Genomic DNA, 26,760 nt, shown 5'->3' with positions numbered 1-26,760 from the left:
GAAGGGGCGGGGGATGTTTCTTGCTTTCAGGCTTTTCGGTAACTTTCATTGGCCGCCGGTCCCGGCGCGTCCGCTGGAGGAACCGGCCGACACGCAGGCGGGCGTCGTCGAGATCTACTTTGCCGACAAGCAGGGGGGCGCAGCCGACAAGCAGACGGCGCTGCTGAGATGGCTCCCGGGCCGCATCGATCCCGAGAAAGCAGGAACACCTTCCCCCGACGCCAACGCCGACTCGCTGTTCGACAAGACGCAGCAGCAGGCACTCAAGTGGTTCACCGACCGGCGCACGCAAGGGGGCATCATCTGGCTGGATGGCGCCAAGGCACCGAAGATCGCATTTCGCGGTGCCTTCCTGCTGCAGCAATTCAAAACCGGCAAGGGTCAGGTCCGACCCTATGAGAAGGAGTTCGACTGGCCGCTGGTGTCGCAAGTCAAATACGTCAATGACAGCATGACGCATTCGGCGCTGGTGCTTTACCGCTACGAAGCACCGCTGTTCCGCTTCAACCTCCATCTGCCGCTTCCGGTGATGCGCAGGGTGGAGACGGGAAACTATACGGATGCGCCAGCCTTTCCGTTCTGCGCGGTCTATGACGTCCTGCGCGAGGCCGGAACCGATGCGCCGTCGCCACACACGCTTGTCGCCGGCTGGATCAAGGACGATGCGACGGCTGATACGGATGGGACCCAGTCCTACGTGCTCGATGCCTCCGAAATGCCGCGTGATCGCCGGCTCGGAAGATTCGGATTCGCGACTGAGCGCGACGCCAACAGGGATTTTGCGGCGGTCTACCCCAGATCTAGCCTTGTCGACCCTGCCCCGCAAACCCGGTTCTGGCCCGCCAACCTGAAGAAATCGGCCAGGCAGATACTGGAGAATTACGGGTTCTTCTTTGGCGGCGACGGGGCGGCTGCCACGCTTGCCAAGGAACCGGCCACCGCGCTCAGCCTGCGCTTCGACGGCAACAGGCTGATCTACCGGGTCAAGGTGCCGTCGGGCTTCCTTGCGTCAGGCAGCGATCTCACCGCCGCGCCATCCGGCGGAAAGCTGCAGCTTCGGCTGGCCACCGAACTGGGAGGTCCGGTCGCGGCCGAGGTGCATTACGACGCGTCCGCCGTGCCGGTGACGCGGCTTTCGGTGGGCAAGCCGCTCCTGGTCGATTGCGAGCTCGCGTGGAACATCAAGCCTGACAACACCTGGCCGCCGGCCGTGGTGGACGGTCAGACAGATGACGGTCGCGACTGGGGGGCAAGCGTCGCGCTGCGGCTGGTCTGGGAAGACACGATCGACGAGATCGACGCGCAGGAGGCGGGCAGCGTGGCCCCGCTGCCGGCTGGCCTGCTGCCGCTTGCCAATCACAGCCTTGCCACGACACGCGACGCGCTGATCGCGGGCGAGGCCGGGATGCCGCATTCCTTCCTGCCCGAAATCACCAATCTGAAGGCGCAGAAAGTCTATTTCTGCCTGTATGGCTCGCCGGTGCCCCCCGCATTCGCTGCCAGCGGCCTGGTAGCCTGGGGCCGGGCCACGGATGGCAAGGGCTGGTCGCGACGGCCGATGCGGCTGTCGCTGGCCGATCAGAAATCGCTAGTTGCGAAATTCGAGACCGAACAAAAGCTGACGGTCAGGCTGGGCAAGATAAGCTTCTTCCAGACACCCGGCGTGACGCTGGATGCAGCCCTCGAGCACGATCCGACCTGGCCGCCTTCCACCGCGGCCAGCATCCGCGACGACGACAGCTACCTTGCTTCCTTCAAGCTGTCCTTCACCGCGGTGCGTATTGCCGGCGCTGCCACCGGCTGGCGCGGCAGGCTGGGCGCGCTGCAATTCTCGGGCGACGCGGGCGCCATCCTCGCGCATCCGGACTTGCCGCCCAACGGCTCGCTGCGCATCGGCCGCGAAGGCAAGGGCAGGGCGAGCGGCGTGCCGGCGCTGATCTATCCGCGCGGCGGCGCCGCGGTCGAGATCACCCTTCCGGTTCCGGCGAAGGCGGTCGACCAAGTCACCGTCGACATGTCGCGCGGCGACCGCTCCGGCCGCCCCGGTCCGCTGCTCGTGCCACTGGCGCCCGGCGCCGCCAGCACCGGCAGCCAGGGCGGACCGCCATACTGGCTGACGGTCACCGAGCGGCTGGCGCCGCGCCAGGACCGCTGGCTGGAGGCCAATGTCTACGACCTCACCGAAGCGGCCGGCGACGGCGCACGCAAATCCTATGTCGTGCTGTCGCACGAGCCGTTCTCGGTCCTGAAATACACGCACAGCCCGCTCGGCGCGCGCGGCGACGCGGCGAGCGCGTCGGTTGCCACCTATTCCGGCGACACGCGGCTGTGGCAATACAAGGTCGTCGCGCAGGACTATCACTACGTGCTGCCGCCGCAGGCGATCGGCGAAAGCGCCGACAAGCCGCGCCGCCTGGAAATCCACGACCTCACCAGCGAGCATGAAGAGCCGCCGCGGCCATTCAGGCGGATGTTCAAGACGGACGCCGAAGGCAATGAAATCCTGGACGGGAATGGCCAGCCGATCTTCGACGAGGACGGTTCAAGCCTGAGGCGGCGGGCCGTCGAATTCCGGCTCACCCCTTCCGCGGAAATCTGGATCAGGCCGAGCGACGTCGAGCGCGGCTATTTCATGCCGGAATCGACCAGCTACGAGATATTCCGCCAGTATGGCGAATACGGCCTCGGCGCCCAGCTCTCCTACCTCCGTGCCGAATTCCTCTACGGCATGCCGGTCGGCATCGACGTGTCGAAGGAGACCGGCATATCGCGCGGCGCGCGCATCGCAGAGATCGAGGCGCTGACCGGCCGCCTGCCCGGACGCGGAGGCACCAGTGCGGCCACCGACCAGCTCAATCGCTGGAACGCGGTGCGCGGCGCGGTGGCGCGCCGCCCCGAGCGGTTGGAAATCTGGGCGCGCGACCTCGACTCGACGGTGGCGTTCACGCCGGCCCGCTTCAGTGACGGCGTGCGCTTTGCGCTGCGCGGCAGCGCCCTTCACCGTCACCCGATCGGCCCCGACGCGCCCGTCGAATCGACGCCGCTGATGGGCGGCAAGGAGGCGAAAGGTGAGGTCGCGGACAAGCCGCGTCATCACCCGCAGGGCCTTAGCGGCGGCGCCATCTGGCCGGTCGAATCAAACAACCTCTTCAACATCCTCGTCGACGCGCCTGCCTCCAGGGGCGGTGCCATCGAGCAGATCGCCCTTTCGCCGGGCGGCGGCGACGCCGCGCAGAAGGCGGAATTCCTCGACGGCAAGGTGACGATCATCTCGCAGACGCGCAACGGCCAGGTCGAGCGCCAGCAAGTCGAGGTGCTTGGCCGCATCGGCGCCTTCTGGCATCGCGCCAAGCACGTCGTCGTCTACGAGCGCACGGTCAACGCCTCGGCGCAATTCGCGCCGCTCCAGGAGCAAGACCCCAACAGGACACGGTCGCGCCGGCCGATCCTGCGCAAAGTGAGCGAATATATCGAGCTGCTGCAGCCTGAGCGCAACTATCCCGACTTCAGCAATGCCGAGCAGCGCAGCAGCGGCTTCCTCGACCGGGTTCGCTTCAACGCGCGCATCATCAATGTGGACAGCGCCTGGGGCAACGACGTCGGCGATTTCGGATGGAAGATCCCGCTGTGGAACCGGCTGAGCTCACGCCAGCGGCCCCAGGTCTACCCGATGCCCGACATCGCATTCGTGACGGCAGCCGAAGGCGAGGGCGAGCGGCCGGTCGTCTCGCAGGAGTGCCTCGACCCCGACCACCTGTTCTTCTTCGCCGACTTCAAGGCGACCACCAGCGACACCAATCTGTGGCCGCCGCAGCTCGGACTCGACTATCCCAACATGCCCGCCTCGCAGCGGATCTCGGCGATCGCCGACAGAGCCTCGCACGACCAGAGACCGCAGGCCGACGACGATGTCGAAGGCCGCCGCCGCGCGGTGGGCCGGTTCCTGCCGGGGCTGCGCCCGTTTACCTGGCGGCTGGCGCCGGCCGCGCAGAAGACCGCGGTGAATGCCGGCCGTGCCGGCAAGCCGGTCTATGCCGGCCTCGAGTCGGTGACCTTCATGCGCGCCACGCATGCGGACAACCAAGCGCTGCGGTCAGACCTTGCTGGCCTGCTCGAGCTGTCGGCCAAGATCGAGCGCAACAGCGACGCGGCCCGCCGCCTCGCCAAGGTCGCGTACTGGCAGAGCGTCGACGCCAAGTTCGACTTTCCAGGCAAGACGGAATTCGATGACATCACCGGCGAGAACCGGCCGCTGGCCACCGCCATCCGCAACGGAGACGTAGCGGCGGTCAACGCCATCCTGAGCAATTTGGCAACAAGCTGGAAGGCAACCCTCAAATCGGACCTCACGACCCACCTTGCGGGGCTAGTCAATCCGGACGATTTCAAGGGGCTGGAACAGTTCACCTCCAGCCTGAAAAGCGGCGGCGCCTTCTGCGACAAGCTCAAGCAGGACGCGGTCGGCATGGTCAAGCGCAAGGAGATGCTGCTACGCACGGCCATCCACGACGTGGTCGGCGACGCGGAAGAGTTTCTCGGCACCCTTCCCATCGACAAAGCCGCGCTTGGCGACAAGCTCGGGAAGCGGGCGATCGAGCAGATCCGGCCGATCCTGTCGGAGGCGAGCGCCGACATCGGCAAGCTCGACGAAGGCGTCGAGAAGATGCGCTCGATGTTGCTCGACCTCGAAGCGGAAATCGAGGCGGTGTTTGCCCGTGCGCGCCAGCGCATCGAGCAGTTCGTCGCCGGCTACGACCAGGACAAACCGTGGTCGGAAGATCGCCGGAAAGCATTCCGCAATGGTCTCGTCGCTGCCCTGAGCAGCGTGGCCGACGACATCCGGGCGGCCATCGACGAAAGCCGGCAGCGGCTCGGCGTGGAACTCGATAATGTCTCGCAAGCAGTCGGCGGCCATGTCGCCCGGATGCTCGCCGAGGCAACGGAAGCGCGGCTCGAAGCCAACACCATCACCGCGAGCGTCGGGGCCGCGGTCGACCAGACCGTCGCGCGCATCGAAAGCGCACTGGCCGACCTTGCTGCCCAGGCCGGAAGCACCGGGAAGACAAAGATCGACGACCTCTTGGCCAAGGCAGCCGGGATCACGGACGCGGTGCTGCAGAAAACGGTTGTAGACGCGCTGAACCAGATAAAGACGCTGCGAGAAGCGGCGCTGCAAAAGATCGGCAAGGCGCGCGACCTGGCAAGGCATGTCGACGATACCGCCGACCAGGCGCTCGGAAGCATCAAGGCCGCCCTCGACCAGGCGCTGGCCGCGCTTCTCGACATCGGCAGCAACCTGGCCGGACACGTCACGGCCATTGGCAAAGAGGTTGAAAACATCGCCAAGGATATCGGCGATGTGGCGGCGGCCGACTTCGATGTTCTCATTGTCGAGCGGATCGGCGGCGAATTGCTGCGGCTCACCGCATTCGCCGAGGGACCGGTCAAGACGATCGGCAACGCCATCGACTCGGCGCTTGTTCCCGCGCGCTCGGCGATCGACGGGCTCAACGCGGAGCTGCTCGGGGAAATCCGGACGATTCCTGCGACCGCGCTGCCGATCATCGAGGACGTGCGCTCAGCGCTGGCCTCGGCGCAGCACGCGCTGTTGCCTGACAATCTTGTCGAGTCGCTGATCGGCAAATCGGTCATCGGTCCGGCTGTCGAGCTGCTGCTGCAGCCCTTGCCCGACAAGATCGGCGCCGGCGAGCGCGACCTGGCGCGGGCGCGCCTGCTGCAGTTTGAGGAAATCGCCGGCGGCGTCATCCGCGACCTCAATGCAGCCGCCCTTGGGACGCTGGCCGACCTTAGCGCCGCCTGCAGCGCGGTCTATGAGGGGGTCGACGAGGTCGCGACACGTTTCAGGGAGATGGCGGATGGCTTCGAAGCCTATCTCGAAAAGCAGCTCGGCCAGGCCTACGACAATTTCCTCGCGGCGCTCGGGCCCATCACCGGTCCGATCAAGGATGCCAAGAAGCTGCTCGGGGCGCTGAAGTCATTCGACTATTCCGTGCGCCGCCTTCAGAACGACCTGTCGCGCAGCTTCGAGACCGCCGGCGCCTATGCCGACCGTGTATTCGACCTGGCCGGCAAGCTCGACGACGGCGGCCTGATGGCTGCGCCCTCCAATTTGCTCAAGCTCTATTCGGCGGTGACCTCGGCGCCCGAGATCGCGGCGCTGAAAGCCGACATCGACCGCATCCGCTCCGGCTTCGACGAGCTGTCGGACATCATCGAGACGACCAGGGCCAACGCGCTGTTCAACCGGCTGGGCGACGAGCTCAAGGGACTCGGCCTGTCGCTGCCGTTCGACAAGATCGGCGACCGCATCCTGCCGGCCGACCTTTCCGACTTCGACATCGGCAAGGTGTTCCGCAACTTCGGCGGTGCCAAGCTCGACCGGCTGTTCAAGGGCTACAAGATCCCGGCCGGCACGCGCGACGCCGTCCGGGTTACGCACGACTTCGACAAGAAGCAGGCGCGGGCCTGGGTCCAGGTCAACATCAATGTCCCGATGCCCGGGCGTCGCAGCTTGTTCTCGGTCGGCGTCTTCAAGGCCGATTTCGTCGACATGCACCTCGTCGGTCAGGTCCGGCTGGAAGCCTCCAAGGACCAGGACAAGGTCACCCAGACTGGCTTCGGCCGCATCGGCACCAAGATCGACATGGTGGCTGGCGGCCAGTCGATGGTCAGCTTCAACAATTTCGGCCTGAGCTTCACCAAGGAGAAGGGCCTCGATATCGAGTTCGACCCGAGCAACATCCGGCTTAACCCACAATTCAAGTTCATCCAGGATTTCCTTTCTACTCTGTTCGGTGGCGAGCCGGGCGGCCTCAACACCATCACCGAAGGCGGCATTCCAGTCGGCATCGAACACCAGTTCCTTATCCCGCCCGTGTCGCTGAACTTCGGCACCAGCGGCGTCCAGAACGTCTCGATCGAGAACCGGTTCAAACTGGTGGCGTATCCGGACTTCATGCTGGCTGATCGCTTCAACCTATCGACGATCGAGCGACCGTTCATCTTCGCGATCTTCATCATCGGCGGCACGGGCTACATCCAGCTCGAAGCGCAGTACCGTCCGTTCGACAGCGAGCTGACGGTGCTGGTCGAGGCCGGGGTGGGCGGCTCGGCGTCGCTGGCCTTCGCGTTCGGGCCATTCTCGGGGCAGGTGTTCATCACCCTGTCCGGCACGCTCTCCTACCGCAAGCTGATCGGAAAGCCTGGCGGCGGCCTGGCGATCTCGGTGGTGCTGGTCATCGCCGGCCATGTCAACGTCGCCGGCATCGTCACCATTGGCATCACGCTGATGCTGCGCATGACCTATCGCGACAGCGGCCAGGTCGATGCCGACGGCACGCTGTCGGTCACCATCCGCATTTCCAGGTTCTTCAAGATCAGCGCGCGCGCCAACGTCAAATACAAGCTGCGCGGCGGCAAGTCCGAGACGACGGTATCGACCAGCGTCGACGTCGAGAAGGTGCAGCAGGCTGCAGACAAGCTCAAGCAGGCGAGGAACTGACCATGGGCGAAATCGAGACGATCATCCACTGCCAGGTCGACCAGGAACCGCAGGCCTTTGCGCAAAGCGATATCGACGAGACGACGGTATCCCTCGCAGTCAACCTCAGCATCGACTGCCGGGTGGCAAGGCAAGGCGACATCGCCAGTGACGAGCAGATCGCCCGAAGCGAGATCGAGCACTTTCTCACCATGGTTGGGACATCCAGCATTGCGATCTATCGCGTTGAGCCGCAAACCCGCCTGACGCTCTACGAGCACCTGCACACGGAGGTTCGCGAGACTGACCACCTCGGTTCACCCACCGAACTCCTGGCATGGCTGGACGCGCAGAAGACCGCCGTTGCGAAAGATGAGTGGCGCTTCTGGGCGCCGCCGCCGATCAATGATGTCGAAACTCCAATATCGGTTGCGGCGGCGGGAGCCGGGGACCGCCTGCGTTCCGTCCAGTCATGGAACGCACCAGTCGGACATGGGCTCGGGCTCACCAGGATTGTCCGTGTCGACAAGGAAATCTTCGGGGAGAGCGGCCTCGTCGCACTCCCCTTCCTCAAGGGGGTAGCGCCGCCCCCGGAAATTGACCTGGCGACAGCTCCTGACCCCGTAGCGACCGACCCCATCGACGTTACCTACGAGCCCGGCGGCGTCGGCAAAGGCACGTATGTCTGCCGCACAACGCCGGCCCCGCGGGGCACCGGTCCGTTCGACCTGGCGAAGTTCACCGCGGCCGAGCTATCCAGCGAAGGCTACCTGCTCGCCAACCCATATGCCGCGGATGTGCACCGCATGACCCGCTGGTTCGAGGAACGTGCAGCCTCGATGCTGGCCAGCGCTGCGGCGCTCGGTCCGCGCGACGCCACGCCGGCAGAGCTGGGGCGTATCGAGAGGCTGTGCGCCTTCGAGCCCGTCGAGAGCATCGGCCCTGGTGGGGAGAAGCTCGTCGACTACCGCTGGGACGGCGCCGTCTGGTATGGCGTTTCGCGGTTGGTCGCCGCGCTGGACAATCTGGTCATCGCTATCGTCCAGCCGCCGGATGCCCAGCGCGAGGGCGACCTGCTAGCGCCGCTGGTGTCACTGGTGCTCGAGCGTCTGCGTGATGACGTGGAACCGCGCCTGAGCGAAAAGCAGCTGCAGCCCGAGCACATCATCAACGCGATCCGGGACGAATTTCGCAGGCTGTCGCCGTTTGCCACGGCCAAGCCCGACCCGGAAGTCGGCCTGGCGATCCGCCATGTCCACGGCATGACCCGGCCCGGCGACCTGAAGGCCGCAATCGTGGACGACGCGGATTTCGCGAGCGAACTTGTCCAGCATTTCACCGCCGCCGCTCCCGGCGCCACAGTCGGCGAGCGCCTCAAGGCATATGTCGCCGAGGCGCTGAGGACACGCGTGAAGGTCGGCGAGGCGGTAAGCCGGGCGGTCGCCGAATTCGAACAGCGCCTCAATGAGGAAAGCGGAGCGGAGGCGGCGGTGCTGCGCCTGCTGGAAACCGTCGACCTGGCATCGGCGAACGCGCCGAGGCCGCATACAGTGTTTGCCGAGCGCTTCATCGTCTTGCAGGGGGTCGGCGACGATGCCGTCAAGGCCGGCATACGCCTGGCCTTCGAACGTGCCTGGATTGAATATCGCGGCCTGCTGGAAGGGCCGTTCAACGGCGCAGAGGCCGTGCGGCGCGCGGCCGGCAACTGCTTCACCCGGGCGCTGCTTGCGACATTCACCAGCCTGCCCGCCATGACCGTCACCGACATTGCCGAGGCGCTGGCACAGTCGGACTATTTCGTGCGCCGCTTCCTGGGAACGGACGCCAACCCGAAAAGCTTCGACCCGGTCCTGGCGGCGCTCGTCATCCCGGCGGCGGGCTGGCGGGGCGCGCTCGACCCGGCCGTGCTCGGCGCGCATCTGAGCCGCAGCTTCGCCGACGCGATCGACCCTCTCGAAGCGCTGACCAGGCCGCAGCGTTTCGTGCCCGACCGGTTCCCACGGCCGCTGCCCGTCCAGATCGGCTCCAACATCGACGGCAGCAAGCTCGACGATTTCGCCAAGGCCCTGAACGGCATCGCGCTTGCCATACGCCGTGTCGACACGGCGGCCGCGCCGTTCGCGCACGCCCACCTGGCCGATCTCTTCTGGTCGTGGCCGCCAAAGGCCGAGCCAAAACTGCGGGTCGCCGCTGCGCTGCATCCGATGCTTCCCGCCGTCAGCGACGGCCGCGCGCCGATGTTCATCGAATATGAAGGCTATCCGTTCGCCGACGCCCTTTTGGACGGCCGTGTCGTCAACAACGGCAACGGGGAGGTCGACCGCACCAGCCCCTATCATGCTCCCGGCCCGCACACGGAACCTCCCGGGATCAGGACGTTTGCGGCCCTGCCGATCCTCGCCTATGGCCGGCGCTACGAGACTTTCGCCTACGTGACCAGCAATGCCGGCACCCTGCCTCTCGCATTGCAGCTGGAGCGGACCGACCTGTCGAAGGTGCCGTGGATGCCGCGGCCGCTCGGCAATGCTGCCCCGGCCGGTGCCGTGGTCGTTCCACTCGACTACCAGCGCACGACGCCGATCGCCGAAATGGCCGTCGCCGAGCCCAAAGGCCAGCCTGCCCTGTTCGGCAGGTCGATCGAAAGGGTACATCCGCTGGCGCATGACTATCCGCGTGCGGTCGTCTTCGCCACCGCGGGCAATGCCGCGCATTGCGACCTGTTCCGCTCGAAAGGCGGCTTCGGCGAGATCCCGATCCCGTCCAACCCGCCGGCCTCGACGTCGCAGGAGGTGACGCTGTCGGACATCCGTTGGGCCGGCCAGCCGAAGGCCATACGCGTCGAGATCATGGACCGCCTAAGCGACCAGCCGCATGTGCTGTCGCTGATGAGCGAGGAAGAAAAGGCACGCGACCAGCTCGTCGCCGGCAGGGCTGCGCCGAGCTTCGACATACCGGTCGATGGCCGTGCGAGCCTGACGCTGACCTTGCGCACCATCGTTCCCGCTGCCGGATCGGGCGCTTTGCCGGGCCGCTTCCTCATCATCGACGGGCACAGCCACAGCCTGCCCGACTGGCTGAACGACACGTGCTGGCTGCGCCTCACCGTTGAAGCGAAGAACGACGCCGACCTGTGCATGTCGTTCGCGGAAGTCGAGGGGAGCGCCGGCGCCAGCGGCGGCGGGCCGCTCATCCTGCTACATCCGGAAGATCCCGCCTGGAACAAGGGCCTGCCGACCCACCAGACGGTCACTGTGTCAACGCCGCGCGTCACCTATCTCGATTTCGAACGTTGGTATGCCAACCCGGACCGCAGCGCCGACCTTCCGCCACGCCTGCGCAACCCGCTCATGCTGGCATATCTGCTGCGTCACGCCGACGAGAGGCTCGCGGCAATGATTGATCGCCTGCCCGATCCGGCCGTTCGCACCGTCCGCATCGATTTCTCGACCATCGATACGCTGTCGGCCGACCAGCCGAGCGCCACGCACAAGACGGTCGACCTGTCGGGATGGCTGGCCGCATTCGCGGCCGGCCATCCTGTTCCGACGCCCTGGACCGTGGAGACGCTTGTCGACCTGCTGGCGAAGCTCGATCAGGCGTTCAGCTTCGCCATCGAGTTTGCGGCAGGCGCCGCGTTCGACCTGACCGGGGCGGGTGCAGGCCCCTACATGGCGAAAACACCGGCGGGCACGGTGGCGCGGCTCAGCCTGCATGCCCATGTGCCGATCGGGTACTTCGCGAGCGCCGGCCATCCCTCGATGTTCGACGCACGCCTGCTGCAATATGCCAACGTCATCGACAAGGGCACGCTCGCCGCATTCCCCGGCCTGTCACTGCGCATGGAAGTGATGGCCGACCGCATTGGCGAGCTCAGCGCCAAAGGCGCCGAAAAGGCAATCGCGCTCGCCGAACAGATGATCGCGACCGAGCCGGTCGAGCGCGTGCGCCGCTACGACCTCGTCACCCTGGGCGGGATCCCGGCAGGTGCGGCCAATCTCGAAGCCTGGCAATGGCGCCTGCTCTCCGAGGTCGACGTCACCACGCAAAGATGGCGGCCGTCGGGACGGCCGATCTACAGCTACGTCCGCCCGAAGGACCATGTGGACAAACCATGGTTGGCGAGCCACCCGGCGGCCATCGCGTGGCAGCTTCGCATCGACGACCAACTGGCTCGCTTCGAGCACGAGGCGTTCTTCGACCGGCTGCATCTTGACGCGCACACCATGACGCAACGGCTGGAACCGCTGCCGGCGCGCACGGCGTTGCAGCAGTTTGCCTGGGAAGCGCCCTCGGCGACCTATTTCCGCCATCGCTTCACGCTGCGCTCGCGTTATGCTGGCGCGCTGCGCAACCGGGAAAGCCGTGAATGCGCCGCCTGGCCGGCCGAGAAGAAGGCGACGGCGGGCAAATCGGACGAGAGCTCGTCGAGCTGGGCGAGCCCGTGGACCCGACGGGTCGCCATGCTGGCCGACAGCTCGCGCATCCTGCTCACCCGGCCGCAACTGCGCGCGCTGATCCCACTGACTACAGCACCGGATACCGACGGCCGGCGCCAGCCCGCGCCGCCGGTGGCGGCGATCCTGCAGGAGCCGCCTTTCGCGCATGGCGGCCTGGCCGACCGCATCGCCGCCGAGATCAAGACGGGCTTCGGTTATGGTTTCGTGAGCAAACAGCCGGACCCACCGCAGCCTCCGGTCCCCGTCGAGATCCTCGACTCGCGCAAGGAGGTAGGCCCAGCCGCACACCTGACCTACAGGCCGCTCGCTGCCGAAAGCGCGCTCGGCATGACGCTGATCGCGGAGGGTCCGATGGGCCTGACATTCGACGCGGTGAACACGCCGGCGCCGGCCTTTCCCAACACAATGTTCACGCTGCGGCCAACCACCTGGTGCGGCTCCGAGCCACCACTAGAGGAGCTGATGATGGGTGTGGCGATGCGCCGTTATATCGACCCGGCCTGGACAACGGCTAGCGTCCTCGAGAAGGATGCGTCCGGCAAGCTGCAGCTTGACCCGCAGCGTGCTTGGCTGATCGAAATCACGCTGGCGCCGGGCCCGCAACCGGGCGCGTCCGGCATCTCGGTTGGAACGGCGAACAGGCTGCTGACGCTGCTGGCCGTCACGCGGGAGCGCGGTCAGGTCAGCGCACGCGTGTCGAAGCGGCTGGTCGACGGGCAGGACACCACAAACCTGCCGGTCGAGGTCGCACGCTTCGACAGCGACCGCGCCGCCGGCATCTTCGTCCTGCATCAACCGGTGGCGGCCGGCCGCTACTGCGCCGCCCTGCTCGCCGCGCCGTCTTCGGCCGACGTTGGCGAAGGGGGCAGCAACCTGCCGGTCGTGCTCGCCAGCTTCGAATGGTCCCTGCCGAAGGACATGAGCGGCGACGCTGCCAATGGACAAGGCAGCCCACACGTCACGGCGCTTGTCATCGACGGCGAGCTGGAGCCGAAAGCCAGCGAAACGGCGGCGAGCGCCCAAACGTTCCTGAGATGGACACGCACAGGGCGCGACTTCGACTTCATTCACGTCGCGGCACGCGGCAATGGCGCATGGACGCGCGCGCTCACAGAACCAGTGAGCGGACTGGCGGCGTCGGTCAGCGGCGGTGTGCTCAGCATCGGCCGCGGCCGGGCAGGCAACATGATCTGGCCGTGCTCATCGACATTCACGAGCGAGTTTCCGCTGCATGTGCACCGCCACCTCGCGGTGATCACATCGCACCTGCTCAGCGAACTCGGCCGGCCCGTCGAGTGTTATGCGCGCAGTGCCGCATCCGGCCTGCGTCAACCGGCACTGGTGCTACCTGAAGGCGGGATGACGTCGACCGAGGATGCATGCCGCATCATCGAATTCGAGACGCCGGCGGCAATCTTGTGCGACTGGGCGTGCAAAGCTGTGCCGGACGTCTACAGGACTGCCTATTTCGACCTGCTCTCCACAGGTTTCGAGCCCGGCAACAAGGGCGCGAGGCTGCGCCTCTTCTTCCGGTTCGTCGGGCCGTTCGCGCACCAGGCAACCTTGAAGACGCTGACGCTGCGGCTGTGGACGACCGGCGGGCCGCACCAGGAATTCGTGCTCGGCGTTCCCGCCCCGGCCGACGGTATCGTCGGCCTCCACGTCACCATCACGAAATCGTCGCCGGCGACTGTGCCGCACTTCACGTTCCTGTCGGGAGCCGGCAAGGGCCTGGATCCGCTGACCGTCAAGGGTGTCGGTGCGGTTGGGCTGGAGGGCGCCACCGCGGAACGGCCTGGCCTCTACGCGCAGATCGAGAGGAACCCGGGCCAAGAGTTGTGGACCGACGTTTCGCTTCTACACACCATCGGCAACGTGGCAGGTGAACCGTTCGACTTCGACTGGCTCTTTTCGCCCACGGACGGCGCGAGCCCGGTTGAAAGTGTAAGTCCAAGTGGCCTCGACAAGATGGTGGAGGCGCAGGCGCGCATAGTCTGCGTCTCGCCACCAATTCCCATTGTAAAGCAGTGAGTTGCTGTCCCAGCAAAAATCGTTCGTCTATCACTCTAGAATGGAGTTTACGAAATGAACTCGCCCATGACTGCTTTCTTCGGTAGCGTCATAGCAGTAATTCTTCTATGCCTGTTCTCGTTTTCGGTATTCTACATGATATCGACAGTCGTAGAAAATTGTCGAGATCTGCCGGTATGCGCACCTACATCCCCGTTATTTGGAGACGGCTTTAAATATGTCGTCACCACAGTCGGCGGCTTGGTCTCTGCACTGGTCATAGCCCATCTCACGGTTGCGGAACCAGGAAACGCGCCCACTATCGGTTCCTTCGCGCCGGAAACGAAAATGGCGGTCTATGCGACCAATACAGTGGTTGTGCTCTATCTTCTGGCGTGGATCGCGACTGGCCTGGCCGCACTCGTTGTCGGCGTCATGCTATTTCCAAATGCCAGTTCGACTCTTTCCGACATCGGCTCCACTTGGCTTGGCCTGGCAGTATCAGCTGCGTACGCATATTTCGGCATCAGGCCTTCATCCGATAGACGGGAAGGCGGCAGCCTTACGGCACCCACAAGTGGCGACCTATCCCAGGGCCAAAAGATTCCCAACGCATCCGAAGTGGTAACCTGCGGTCCGATCGTCAAAAAAATCACGCGCACCGATCCCGAATTCGCGAGTCTCGTCTCAAACTCGAATGCAAAGATCGCTTTCAAGGACGAGGAAGGCACCGGAGCGGATCGCATGATGACGCCCCGCCTAAAGGGCAAACTCGATTCCCTTGCCAACGTCGTTGCATCGGAATGGCCCGGCACCAAGCTGCGCGTTACCGAGGCTTGGGATGAGGACAATGAGCACGCCGACGGCTCACTCCACTACGAAGGCAGGGCTGCCGACCTCACGACCGATCCGGTCGACGGTACAAGACTCGGCAGGCTGGCTCGTCTCGCTGTGGACGCCGGTTGTGACTGGGTTCTTTTCGAGGATTCAGCCCACATCCACGTCTCCGTGAAAGTTGCATAGGAGCGCGGCTCCAATGGCCACTCGTAAGTGCAACTCCGTAGCACGTTCTTTAGCAGGAGGCAGAAATGACGAGAAAACCGGAATACGACGGCGGGTCGCTGCAGGATCTGGTTGCCGCAGCAGACGACAGCGTGAAGATGGCGCTAGGTAACGGCCGGGGCCTTCGAGAATTCCTTGCAACCATCGACAAGCTGGCAGAACCAGACCTCGACCTCATAGTCGAGCAGGCGGTGAAGCTGCTTGAGGGCTTCTATGTGCATTTGCCGATGAAGCGGGCCATGCACGCGGTAGATCCCTTGCAGCGTTTGCGGCTGCTGCGACGGCGTATTCCGCAACTGACCAGCGAGATTGCCTTCCATCACGAGATGACCGAGATATTCACGTCGCTACGCGACCTGCATACCAACTACATCTTGCCTGCTCACTTCGCGCAGATGGTCGCATTCCTTCCCTTCCGCGTTGCGACTTGCTTCGAAAATGGACTTCGCCGTTACGTCATGGCCGAGGGGATGGGCGGATTCGCCCATCCTACATTTGTTCCCGGAGTCAACCTGACCTACTGGAACGGCATCCCCATCGATCGCGCAGTCGAGATCGCTGCCTCGTATCACGCCGGCAGCAACCCCGCTGCCAGGCATGCCCGCGGGGTAGCCGGCTTGGCCAAGCGGGCAATGAACATGTCGCCGCCACCGGACGAGGAGTGGGTGATTGTCGGCTATGACGACCTCAATGGGCAACCGCAGCAATTTCGTGCGGAGTGGACAATCACCGGACTGCCGCCTGAGGTCGATGGTGCGATGCCTGAAATGCCTACGGAGGTTGCCGCTGCATTCGGCCTCGATCTCGAAGGCGACACCTTTCGCCGCATCAACAAGATGCTGTTTGACCAGGATGTGATCGCCAAAAAGCGGAGGATGGAGAGCGTGCGCAAAGGCGCGCGGGATATGCTCGTGAGTGCCCGATCGGTGTCCGGAGACACGGTTGGCGAGGGAGAAGCTGCAGCAGCCGAGACTGCGGCGGTCTCGACCGCGGTGCAAGGCACGGAATCGATCATGCCGGATGTTTTCTCCGCCCGCGTAGTCACCGTCGACGGTCACCAGTTCGGATACATTCGCATTTCAACCTTCTCAGTCAGCGACGATGTGCCATTCGTCAACGAGTTCCTGCGTCTGATCGAGTTGCCCGAGATGCCGAAAGACGGGCTGATTATCGACGTGCGTGGCAATGGCGGCGGCCTGATATGGGCAGGAGAGCGATTGCTCCAGCTCTTGACCCCACGACCCATCGAACCCTGCCGCGTGCAGTTCATCAACACCTCGGCAAATCTGCAGCTAAGCCAAAATGTGCAGTCCCTGCAGAACTGGAACCCCTCGCTGGCGCGGGCGCTTGAAACCGGCGCAGCATTCTCGGCCGCGTTTCCGATCACGCCGCCCGAGCGCTGTAATGACATCGGACAGCGCTACTACGGTCCCATAGTCCTGGTTACCGATGCGCGCTGCTACAGCACGACCGACATCTTCGCCGCCGGCTTTCAGGACCACAAGATCGGAACGATCCTTGGCACGGAGGACAACACAGGCGCTGGAGGTGCGAACGTCTGGACACTGGAACTTGTTCGCCAGTTTTTTCAGTCAGCTGGTCTGGCGCCTCCACTCCAGTCCCTGCCCAAAGGTGCGGGCATGAGAGTGGCGATCCGCCGCACACTGCGCGTTGGAGACGAGGCCGGCACGGAACTGGAAGATCTTGGCGTCAAGCCAGACCAAGAGCATCAGCTCACTCGAAATGATGTTCTCAACAGGGACATGGATCTGATCGCCGCCGCCGCCGCAATTCTGGTCAAACGCAATCAGACGACCCCGCCGATCAGTTTCAACGTATCCGCCCTGCGTACTGGCAAGAAACTGAAACTCGAGTTTTCGACGGGCGGTGTCGACTACGTCGATGTGTTCGTAGAACAGAGGCCTCGCGTGTCGCGCAATATCGTAGCTGGCGCTCTGGCAGTCGACCTTCCAGAGAAGAATTCCGATTTTCTATTGCCAGCGGGAGCTGTCAATATAGAAATCCGCGGTTATGCCAGCAGTCGATTGGTCTGTTGTCGTCGCCTGGCTGTCTAAATCACCTTCCGCATACAAAACCTGAATTTGTACTCAACCTCTTTTCAAATCTATAAGCGTCCAAACTGAAGGAGAACTTAAATGGCTGACATTCCTTTACACCGCACTTGTGGGGCTCATGATATGCACTTGGCCTTGTTGCGGACGAACGCGGACTATGCTCGCGCCCGCTTGTCTATTGATGCCATGAGCGCCGTCTTGGGGGATAGTGCGCTGAAGGCTCTGACGGGACCCAGGGTCATTCCCGTTGTCGTTCATGTGATCCACCGGGGAGGCCTGGAAAACATTGCAGACACCCAGATCAAAAGTCAGATCGACGTGCTCAATCAGGACTTTCGCATGGAGAATGCCGACATCGGCAGTGTGCCCAAGGCCTTCAAGACGCTGGCCGCCGATGCATTGGTCGAATTTGCGTTGGCAACTCGCGACCCGGAAGGAAAGGCTACATCGGGCATTACCCGGACGAAAACAAAGGTCAAGAAATTCCACTCAGACAACGCAATGAAATTCAAAACGAGCGGAGGGCATGACGCTTGGGACTCAACACGATACCTGAATATCTGGGTGTGTCCCGAACTCATCGATGGACCGCGCCAATTGTTGGGATACGCGCAGTTTCCCGGCGGGCTTCCGGCGACAGATGGCGTCGTCATCATCCACAATGCCTTCGGAACCAACGGGACCGCGGCGGCTCCCTTCGACCGGGGCAGGACTACCACCCACGAAGTAGGTCATTGGCTTGACCTGTTCCACATATGGGGCGACTCCCCCGACTGTGTCAGCGACGATCTCGTGGCGGACACGCCGATCCAGCAAACCCAGAACTTCGGCAAACCAATGTTCCCGCATGTCAGTTGCAGCAATGGACCAGACGGCGACATGTTCATGAACTATATGGACTATGTCGATGACGCGGCGATGTTCATGTTCACGATCGGCCAAGTAGCGCGCATCCAGGCGACCCTGGCCGGGCCGAGATCGACAATTGGTCTACCAGTGGTGAGCGCTCTGGCGGGAGTAAGCGCTTCGGCCTAGGTTGGAGCGAACCAGTTCAGAAGAGTTATCGGAGTGGAGCCTATCTTACCCGACTGCCTGTTCAGATCGTGGGGGCATTCCTTTGAGGAGGACGGCGATGGCTTCACCGTCTTTCGCCCAGCAGGATTTTCCTTTCCCTTATCGCGAGGGCGCGATTGGATGGAATTCCACACCGACCGAACGGTTGTCTTTCATGGTGCAGCTCCTGACGACCGTAGCCGGACTGTGACTGGTCGCTGGGTTGTCGTGAAAGAGGGCTCTCTCGAAATCAGCAAGGGTGAAACAGGCACTCCCCGGCGTTTGGAGATCATCGAATGCACGCAATCGGTACTGAAGGTGCGCTGGCGGTGAGTCTGGTCGAAATGCTGATGCGTTTCATCATGATGGCCTCAACCACCCGAACTCCAGTCGATCCGATTCTGGACACTGGTCCTGGCTAACCCGAGGCTACGGATCTTGGAAAAGTCATGTGATGACCCCGCCGGAAGCTCTTCACCTCGGGACATCTGGGCGGCCAAGACGCCCATCCATGAGCGCTTGGCGTATATCTTATCTCGAAGTTGTCGCTGATCATCTTGCCGGTTGTACTTGATCGGCAAATAATTCGAAGGGGAACATCAATGGCGAAGACACAAGACATTTCCAAGGCGATAGCTGTTGGAAAGGCACTTGCTGAAGCAACTCTCAAACGTCGCGCCCAAGCGATCGGAAAGCGACAGCGCGTGCTGGCAGCGGCAAGACTGAATATCCAACCGACCGCAAAAGGTGTGCTCACCGAGGCCCCGGTCACGCATGCCAGCGCGGGTGTCCTGATCGCCGAGGGGGATTCGTGGTTCAACTATCCGTTTCACGATATCCTGAGCGAACTTGAGGATAGCTACGGGTTCGATGTAGAGTCGGTAGCTCACCGCGGCGACACGGTCGAGGGCATGGCTTATTCAGATGGACAACTCGACGCCTTTTCAAGGCGGGTCGAAAAGGTACTTCGGACGGGCGTTGAACCGCGAGCGATTCTCCTGTCAGCAGGTGGCAATGACGTGGCGGGAGACGAGTTCGCAATTCTGCTTAACCACGCGACATCAAGCACCCCTGGCCTCAACGAGTCGATCGTTACCGGCGTTATCGATCAGCGCGCGCGCCAAGCGTACATAACTATCCTGAGTGCGGTCACCGAAATCTGCATTGCGCACCTTGGCCATCCCATCCCCATTGTAGTCCACGGCTATGACTATCCAGTACCTGACGGTCGCGGGTTCTTCGGTGGCTGGGGCCCGTTTCCGGGTCCTTGGCTTGAGCCTGGCTTTCGCCGCAAGGGATATGCGGTGATGAGCGAGAGAAAGCAAATCTGTGTCAAGCTTATTGATCGTTTCGATACGATGCTCGCTGGCCTCGCCGGCAAGGCCCCTTTCGGACATGTTAAATTTCTGAGTTTGCGTAACACGCTTTCGACAGGCACTTCGTACAAGACCTGGTGGGCAAACGAGTTGCACCCCACAAAGAAGGGATTCGAAGCAGTTACAAAAAAATTTGCCGCCGTCATCTGACGGTTTCCAGTACAAACGCCTTGAGCGGAGGACCACATGCCGCTCTTCCACACCTACATTCCGGCCAACCTCCTGCCACCAGGTTGAAAGACTTGGAGGCGTTTCTTTCATTGCTGTTCAGGCGCGAACCTGTTGCGGCCGCCGCCAAAAGCGAGTTGCCGTCCATGAGGGAGGTGTGCAGGCGAGCGCCCAAGGCGCAGGCGGTGACCGAGCGTATTCGTTGTCCGGTCCCGGAGAGTTGTCCAGCAAGCTTGCCAAGCGCGTGTCCCCCAACACGATCGATTTCGTCAGCCTTCGAACTGCAGGCGCAAGGCCCATTCAGGGAAATATACCAGGGGATTGCGGTTGCCTTGAAGCACGTATGTCGCCGCGTTGCGATGTCTTTCCCACTCGTCGGGGGCATATTGCTCATGCCAGGCCAAAAGCGTTTTCAACCGTTGGCCGGCATAGCGCCTGCCGACATAACCGGAATGGCGGAGCATGAAATAGAGCGTCGCCCGCGCGACAGCGCCCTTCCCACCTTTGGGCTCAAAGGCATCGTCTTCGACCCGCCCGCAATCCAGCATCGTTCTTTCGAACTCGTGCTGGACCAGCGGGTGGTTGGAGCGGAAGCTGTTGCAGCGCGGCTCGCACGAGAAGAGGTGGTGAAGGTCGCCGCGCATCGCTCCTTCTTGCCGAACCAGCTTTGCGGGACGACATGCTCGCAATTGTACTGGAACTGCGCCTCCAGCATCGCCTCCATCTCTGTGGATTCCAGCACGCCGCGCTCCAGAAGCGCCTCGCGCGCTTGGGTTCGCAGCCGCTCCACTTCGGCGTCGGACTGGATGAAAAATTCAGGCGTGGCTTCGAAGCCGGAATAGATGCTCTGTACCATTCCGTTCGGGCGGACATCGACCCAGGGATAGACGTGTTTTGAAGGCTCGTAGGTCAAGGGCGTGGTATGGGTTTGTTTCAGCGTCCCGGCCACTGCCTGGGTGAAGCCGGCCGCACCGGCCGAAATCCCACTCCAATAGGCCTCGCGGACGACCACGTCGGCCGCCGCGTCGTAATAGGTGCTCCTGTCGGCAAGCCGTGCACGCGCGTCCGCCAGCGTCAGGGACACGGCCACCGGCGCGTTGCGCCGTCGTAGTCCGCGTGACAGGCGCCGCACCTCGTCTTCGCTCAATGGCTGCCCAGCGGACGGCGCGGCGTCCACCGTCCCCGTCATGGCCAGGCGCAAGAGGATCGGGCGGTGGTCGGACACTTCCAGGAAACGGTCGATGGTTCGGTCGAGTGCGACAATCATGAAATCGCGGCCGTCCGGCACGAGATTGGGCGAGATAAAGACATGGTCGATCAGCGACTTGAAAGGCGCCTTGACGTAGGTGATCTGCTTGTCCGAAGCGTCTGCGCGGTGAGCGCGGTCAGGCCGGCGGAGGTCAGCGCGTCGAGGTCTCCGGACGCCAAAGTCGCGTTGGCGTCGCCGCCGATGATCCAGTCGTTGTCGAAGCCGGGGTCCTGAGCGAGTTCGGCGACAGCTTCGGCGAGCAGGCGCGCCGCCATAGCTGCCCTCGTCCTTGGCCTTCAGATGAATGGGGACGAGGTTGAACGTCGAATCCATCCCGCGGATCTTGGTCGTCACTTCGTAGAGCGCCGGATAGCGGTCGAACACCTTGCCGTGGACCGCCTCGAGGCCGAGATCAGCGAACTGGCGGTTGTCGACTTGGAACCAGCGCTCGATCTTTTCGGGCCAGGTTTTCGCCCCCACCCCAACTGTGCTCTGGTTCCACATCACCGTCGTGATCTGCCGCTCCGACGCCGCGTCCTGGCTGGCTAGCACACCCCATGGCTTGGTCTGATAATCGGTCTCCAGGTGCCGGGCCAAGGCCTCGGTCGCCTCGAGGCTCGATTCCACGAACACCCAGACGTCGAGGTTCATTTCGACGATGACGCGCGCGACAGGATCGAGCTTGTCCTGCCAGCGCTTGTTGAACCATTCTATGTTCCAGAAGCCGATATCGAGGTCCTGGTCCTCCCCTTTGTAAGCATCGACGACCCGTTCCATGCCGCTGTCATTCTGGACAACCGCGCGACCGAGCGTGCCGAAGAAGCCGATCAGTTCGTCCGTGCCGGTGAAAAGTTCGAAAAGCCGGGCCGCATCCGCGTTACCGGTTTGCGCCTCCAGTTCCAGGGCAGCGGCGATCGCGGAGAACTTGATGCCTTCGTTCGACTTGTCTTTCGCCGCATGGTGAAGCGCGACAAGTTCCCAACCGTCATTCATCACCGGTGCGCCCGAACTGCCCGCCTCGGTATCCGACTCGTAGTGGATGACCTGGGTGTTTTGGAACACCACCTTGTTGTTTCGGATGGCGACCTCCTTGAGGCGTCCGTTCGGGTGCTGGATGACATTCAGCTTGTCTTCGTCAGCAACCACAAAGGCCTGGCGCAGTAGCGGGACGCTGCCGAAGCTCGAGCCGGGTTCGCCTTCGACGGCGACGAAGGTGACATCGAGACCGCCCTTGCCGCCGGCGGCGACGACGGGGCTGGTCCAGAACAGGAGATCGGGACGCAGGCGGAAGGTCGAGACCTGACGTACATTCCCATCGGGAAGGGCCGCGAAATCGAAGAGCGCCCGACTGCGGGCCGCGACTTCCTTGCTGTTGAGGACGTGATGATTGGTGCACAGTATTCCCCGCGCGACCAGAAAGCCGGACCCGCTCCAGGTGCCAGGGCGCCCTTTGTAATCCATGCCAGAGGCCTCGATCTTGCAGACGGCGCGCGAGCGAGCCGCTCCCTCTTCCAGCCACCAAGCCGGGCGCAGATCGTTTGAACCGACAACCTGTTCCAGGGTGACGGACAGATCCTCGAACATGGTGCTTGCTTCGGGTGGCAGGCCTTCGAACTTGGGGCCGCGAAGACGCCGGGTCTTCTGGACATCGCCGGGCAGGATGGCCAGGTCCTTGATGCCCCAGTCCGCCGCGCTCTTGGGCCCTGGGCCGGTGTCGGGGCGTTCCACCACCATCTGCTGCTCGAACGAAAGATTTGCCTCTTGCGCTGAATCCGCCATCTGGTTCCCGTGGTCAGAACTGAGAGTACGTTTAATCTATAGTCGACCAACAACGGTAGTGATGTACACGCCGTCAAAGTATCATCGCATTACCTTTATTTGAAATGGCGTCAGGTTTGAGTTCCGGCCGAGTTCCAATGACCTGTTTCGCCCGTCGCCTAGCGACCGACTGCATCACCCGGCCGATCGACCTTCTGGATTCGGTACTCCGCCTCTTCGGCAGCGGCTTCAGAGCTGGCAGCGGCTTCCGAGGCCAGCTCTGGCCCCGCTCCCTGCAGCGCATCGGTGAACACCGCCACGATCGGTCGATGATCGGAGAAACCTTGGGCGTCCTTGTCACAGTATGATGCCTCGGCGAATTTGATCTCCGCTGTCGCCGCGGCCGCAAGGGAGGTCGGCGCGTATACTTGGTCGAGCATTGAATTGAAGTTGGGGTCGCATTGCGTCTTGATCGGATTGCGCGGCTTGAGCCATACGAGCCCGGAGCTCGAAGTCAGGTTGTTGAACGCCTCGCGGTTTGCCCCGTCTGCACCATCCGCGCCAGGCTCAATTGGAATGTTGGTATCTCCAAGCAGGATTGTCGGAACCTCGCCACCTTGAACGATCTCCGCGGCGAGCAGCGCCGCCTGGTGAGCACGTACTCCCGGCTCATTGCAGCATTTGAGGTGGAGCGTCGCAATTTGGAACTCTGCTTCAGAATTGATGTCCTGAAGCCGAAGGAGAAGCGCTCCGCGCAGCGACCAGTCAGGTTCGCCATAGGCCGAGCCATCAGGACGCGACCGTATCAAGTGTATCTCGGTGGTCTTGAGCTGCCGAAACTTGTCCGTCCGATAAACTATGCCGAGGAAGTCCGGTTCGCGGCTCGAGTTGAAGCCGCTCTCGCTGATCACATAGCGCCATCTCCCGCCCTGGGATGCGACTGCCGCGTCAGCATATGCTTTGAGCGCCTGTGTGCTCTCGACCTCCTGGAGAGCGAGAATGTCAAATGAGCCAATCTCTGCGATTGAAGCCGCAACCTTCGCCGGTTGCGTATCAGCATCAGACTCGGTGTTGAAAGTGGCCACGGTAAGGTCCGCAGCTTGCGAGATCGAAACAAGCGACGAGATTATGGCTGCAACAAGCAATCTTGGCATTGAACCCTCCTGATTTATTTCGCAGGCAGCTATCGAAAAGCACGCTCACCTATCCTTGTCGGTTTGTGCGCGCCCGTCGCTATGATTGGCCCCATGGGAGTCCAGCCGCCTTCTAGACCCGAGCCCTTGCCATTTGTTTGAGTTGCCGTCTTGCCGCCTTTCGGGCTGGTTGGGCGAGGCTCAATTCAACTGGCTCGTTGACAGCCGACGCGACCAAGCCCGCCGGACTCGCAAAGGCGACATCAATTGCTATCTCAGGGTCGCCCGCATTCCCGCGTACCTGAATGGTAACACCGGTCCAGCGGTTGTCCGGCAAGTTGAGCGGCGGCTGTGTCGTCTCTCCCAGCGTGCGGTTGATGAATCCTTGGTCGTTCGCATACGGGTAAAGGTCGTTTGCATCGCCACGATTTCCGCCGCCAAACATCTGCGCGAGCTGACGCTGGTTGTCAGCCTGGATCAACTCGATCGCAAGATGCCGTTCGTCATTGACGTTGGCGATCGCTTCATCAACGACGTAGACGGCAATACCCTCGTCCGGCAGGAACGCGTCCTGACGCCGGCGGCGCCGATATTCCACTACGATGTATTGATCCTGGGTCATGGTGGCAGGATTGTTGATGACCACGACATCGCCACCTTCCGCCGCCGGTTTCAAACGGATGTCGGCTCGGTCTTGCTGCACGACAAGCGGATTGATCCAGCCATGGAACATGCGAAGCATGCCGTTCGGGAGGCTGGGTGTGAGTCCGCCATCGCCCCATGATCCCGATGCCATCAGGCAATAGTCTCCAAGCCCGTTCGACCGGAAATTGGCTGATCGGCCTGTGTCGTAGTAATCAGCCCAACGCGCCGCCAGATGCCCCCATTCGTGGGCACAAACACCAACCCGGCAATCCTCGGGGACAGTCAGGTAGGTTGTTGCCCTTAGGCCGGCCTCAAGCGCGACGCCGCCCCCCGGAATAACCCATTTGTGGCTCCAGATTTCGTTGCGGTCACCGGTAGTCTCGGCTCCTCCACCAGCATGAATGACGAAGAGTGCCGTCACGGTGTTTTCGCCGAAAACATCGTAGCCCGAGAAGTCGACACCTGCATCCTTGGCCGCTTGAACAGCATCGCGCGCCATCCCCTGCGCGTTCCGGGGAAACGTGCCGTCCATGCCGGAACTGTCGTCGGCATAGAAGCTCAGGGGATTTGGCAGGCGAAACCATCCCTGGACGGCGCCCGTCACATCGATGCCGTGCCCGGCGTTGTCCCAACCGCTGATCGAGCGAAAGTAGTCGCGCATGCTACCGGTCGGGAAGATCGATTGGCTAAAGAGCATCTGTTCGAAGAAACTCGGGCTGCGATCGGCTGCGTGAGGTCGATCGGGGAAGTCGACGAGCAATACGAGGGTCCGAACCTCGCCTCTGAGCTGTCGAGGGGGCCGATCGATGAGTTCGGCGTTCGGATCGGCGGGGCCGGTCGTTACCGCGCCGTCATCAAGCCCGACATAGCGACTGCCGCGCCGGCTTGAACGCCATACACTGTAATATTGCTCAAATGTCATTTCAGCGGGCAGCCGATTGTCTGCCCTGAGCGCAAGATACCGGGCCCGAAGCTGAGCTAACAGACCAGGCGACGGCGGGACCTGGCACATGCATTTCGTGCAGCCCGTCTTTGACCATGATTTGAGCGAGTACCGCATTGATATATCTCCAACCCTTGTTGACGAGTAGTCCCTGATAGAGACGCTGAGCCTCTCGACCGCTTCATTGATAAACCGCTCCATTGTGGAATTGCGGGTTCTCCTTCCCCTTTCAGAGTGGAACGTCCAAGCTGGAGAAGCCGCGGTGATCGGAGGGCGGATCCTCCTCCTCGACTTCCGGACAGCGGTCTCCGTCGTCGCTGACAATCTGGAGCGCGGTGCCGTCCTGGAGCACCATGGCAACTTCGGGATCAACGCCGGAGAAGTCCGGTTGTGTCTCCCAGGCCGTCGCCTTGTGCCCCGGCACCCCATCCCACCAGTAGAGCGCGTAGCCAACGGTTGCCGCGTCACCCGGCTTGCCGGCGACAATCAAATAGCGGTCCCCGACCCTTTCGAGACTGCGAATGCCGCGCCCGCCCAGGTCGAGCATCGCCGTCTCGCCGAATGCAGCCTGATTGGTCTTGGCGGCGAGCACTTGATCGGCGTTTTTCAGCTTCACAATCACCGCCTTGTCATCGACGAGATTACGGAAGCCGAACAGCAAGCCTCCATCTGGCGTGACGGCAAGCCCCTCGACATTGATGCTGTCGTCGGATGACCCCGACAGCTTGACCAACTGCGGCTTCAAATCCTCGCGCACGACTCCTGTTGGCTCGAGCGTCGTGCCGTCATCGCCCTGCACAATTCGGGTTGCGAAGATCACCTTTCTCTTTTTGTCTTTGCCGCCTGAGCTTTTTGACTGAGAGGCGCTCCAATAGACGACGTCGCCTCTCACCGTGGCGCCTTCGAGATCTGACTTCTCGTGACCCGTGAACGCCCTCAGGTCCACGGACGCCGCGATGGTGGGCGATCCCCGCTCGTAGATCCTGATCACGTTCGACTCGTCGCTTGCGACCGCGAACCTCTTTGCATCGATAAATGCACCGGCGGACGCCTCGCAGATGCCACTGTACCGCTGCGGCGTGGCGGTCGAATCCGCCGATGCGGCCGCCGCTCCGCAAAAGACGATCGCGATGCCGATGCTGACGCGCTTGTCCATAGCTACCTCCTTGCTGCCGCCTGTCGAATAAGCCGGCTAGACGACCCCGATCTCGATCAGCACACGTAGGCGTCTCAGCACCATTTGGCGACGCGGTCCAAGTGATGGTCGCAGGCGCGTATCGACGTCACCTCCCTGACGAGAAGCTCGATCGTTCGAGCAACTTTGCCTTCT

At 62.7% G+C, this 26,760-nt stretch carries 12 protein-coding genes; 8 read left to right on the top strand and 4 right to left on the bottom strand.

The features are described from left to right. The first annotated feature begins 13 nt into the window (after positions 1–13). From X756_RS159025 to X756_RS159050, 8 genes are all read left to right on the top strand, one after another. Positions 14–7,522 (top strand): hypothetical protein, encoded by a 7,509-nt coding sequence (locus X756_RS159025; protein WP_023728908.1) that lies wholly within the window; start codon positions 14–16, stop codon positions 7,520–7,522. 2 nt (positions 7,523–7,524) lie between these two features. Continuing rightward, a complete protein-coding gene (locus X756_RS159030; RefSeq protein WP_023728907.1) occupies positions 7,525–13,989 on the top strand; it encodes a hypothetical protein in 6,465 nt (2,154 codons plus the stop codon). 66 nt (positions 13,990–14,055) lie between these two features. Continuing rightward, a complete protein-coding gene (locus tag X756_RS159035) occupies positions 14,056–14,991 on the top strand; it encodes a hypothetical protein (protein ID WP_210164339.1) in 936 nt (311 codons plus the stop codon). 65 nt (positions 14,992–15,056) lie between these two features. Then, on the top strand, positions 15,057–17,105 hold the full coding sequence (locus X756_RS159040) for a S41 family peptidase (protein WP_023728905.1): 2,049 nt from the start codon (positions 15,057–15,059) through the stop codon (positions 17,103–17,105). An 81-nt stretch (positions 17,106–17,186) separates the two neighbouring features. Beyond that, positions 17,187–18,140: a zinc metalloprotease gene (locus tag X756_RS159045; RefSeq protein ID WP_031237846.1), complete on the top strand. Its 954-nt coding sequence runs from the start codon at positions 17,187–17,189 to the stop codon at positions 18,138–18,140. A 97-nt stretch (positions 18,141–18,237) separates the two neighbouring features. Then, positions 18,238–18,369 (top strand): hypothetical protein, encoded by a 132-nt coding sequence (locus tag X756_RS1000000170320; RefSeq protein ID WP_280806605.1) that lies wholly within the window; start codon positions 18,238–18,240, stop codon positions 18,367–18,369. Positions 18,370–18,454: 85 nt separating this feature from the next. Further along, on the top strand, positions 18,455–18,580 hold the full coding sequence (locus X756_RS1000000170315) for a hypothetical protein (RefSeq protein WP_023728903.1): 126 nt from the start codon (positions 18,455–18,457) through the stop codon (positions 18,578–18,580). 180 nt (positions 18,581–18,760) lie between these two features. Beyond that, the gene (locus X756_RS159050) at positions 18,761–19,684 is read left to right on the top strand and encodes an SGNH/GDSL hydrolase family protein (protein ID WP_023728902.1); all 924 of its coding nucleotides are present in this window, start codon (positions 18,761–18,763) and stop codon (positions 19,682–19,684) included. Between the two features lie 430 nt (positions 19,685–20,114). Here the strand turns inward: X756_RS159050 and X756_RS1000000168620 are convergent, their stop codons facing one another. From X756_RS1000000168620 to X756_RS159060, 4 genes are all read right to left on the bottom strand, one after another. Continuing rightward, positions 20,115–22,730, bottom strand: a complete 2,616-nt coding sequence (locus X756_RS1000000168620; protein WP_023728900.1) for a trypsin-like peptidase domain-containing protein — start codon at positions 22,728–22,730, stop codon at positions 20,115–20,117. Positions 22,731–22,888: 158 nt separating this feature from the next. Continuing rightward, positions 22,889–23,863: an endonuclease/exonuclease/phosphatase family protein gene (locus X756_RS159055; protein WP_023728899.1), complete on the bottom strand. Its 975-nt coding sequence runs from the start codon at positions 23,861–23,863 to the stop codon at positions 22,889–22,891. Between the two features lie 112 nt (positions 23,864–23,975). Then, entirely contained in the window at positions 23,976–25,409 is a 1,434-nt protein-coding gene (locus X756_RS01000000165195; RefSeq protein WP_245264450.1) for a M6 family metalloprotease domain-containing protein, read from the bottom strand. Between the two features lie 250 nt (positions 25,410–25,659). After that, entirely contained in the window at positions 25,660–26,586 is a 927-nt protein-coding gene (locus X756_RS159060; protein WP_023728897.1) for a DUF3616 domain-containing protein, read from the bottom strand. Between the last annotated feature and the right edge of the window lie 174 nt (positions 26,587–26,760).

Source organism: Mesorhizobium sp. LNJC405B00, from assembly GCF_000502615.1.
GTDB lineage: Bacteria > Pseudomonadota > Alphaproteobacteria > Rhizobiales > Rhizobiaceae > Mesorhizobium.
The sequence above is the reverse complement of the archived record's forward strand: the minus strand, read 5'-3'. Positions and strand labels throughout refer to the sequence as shown.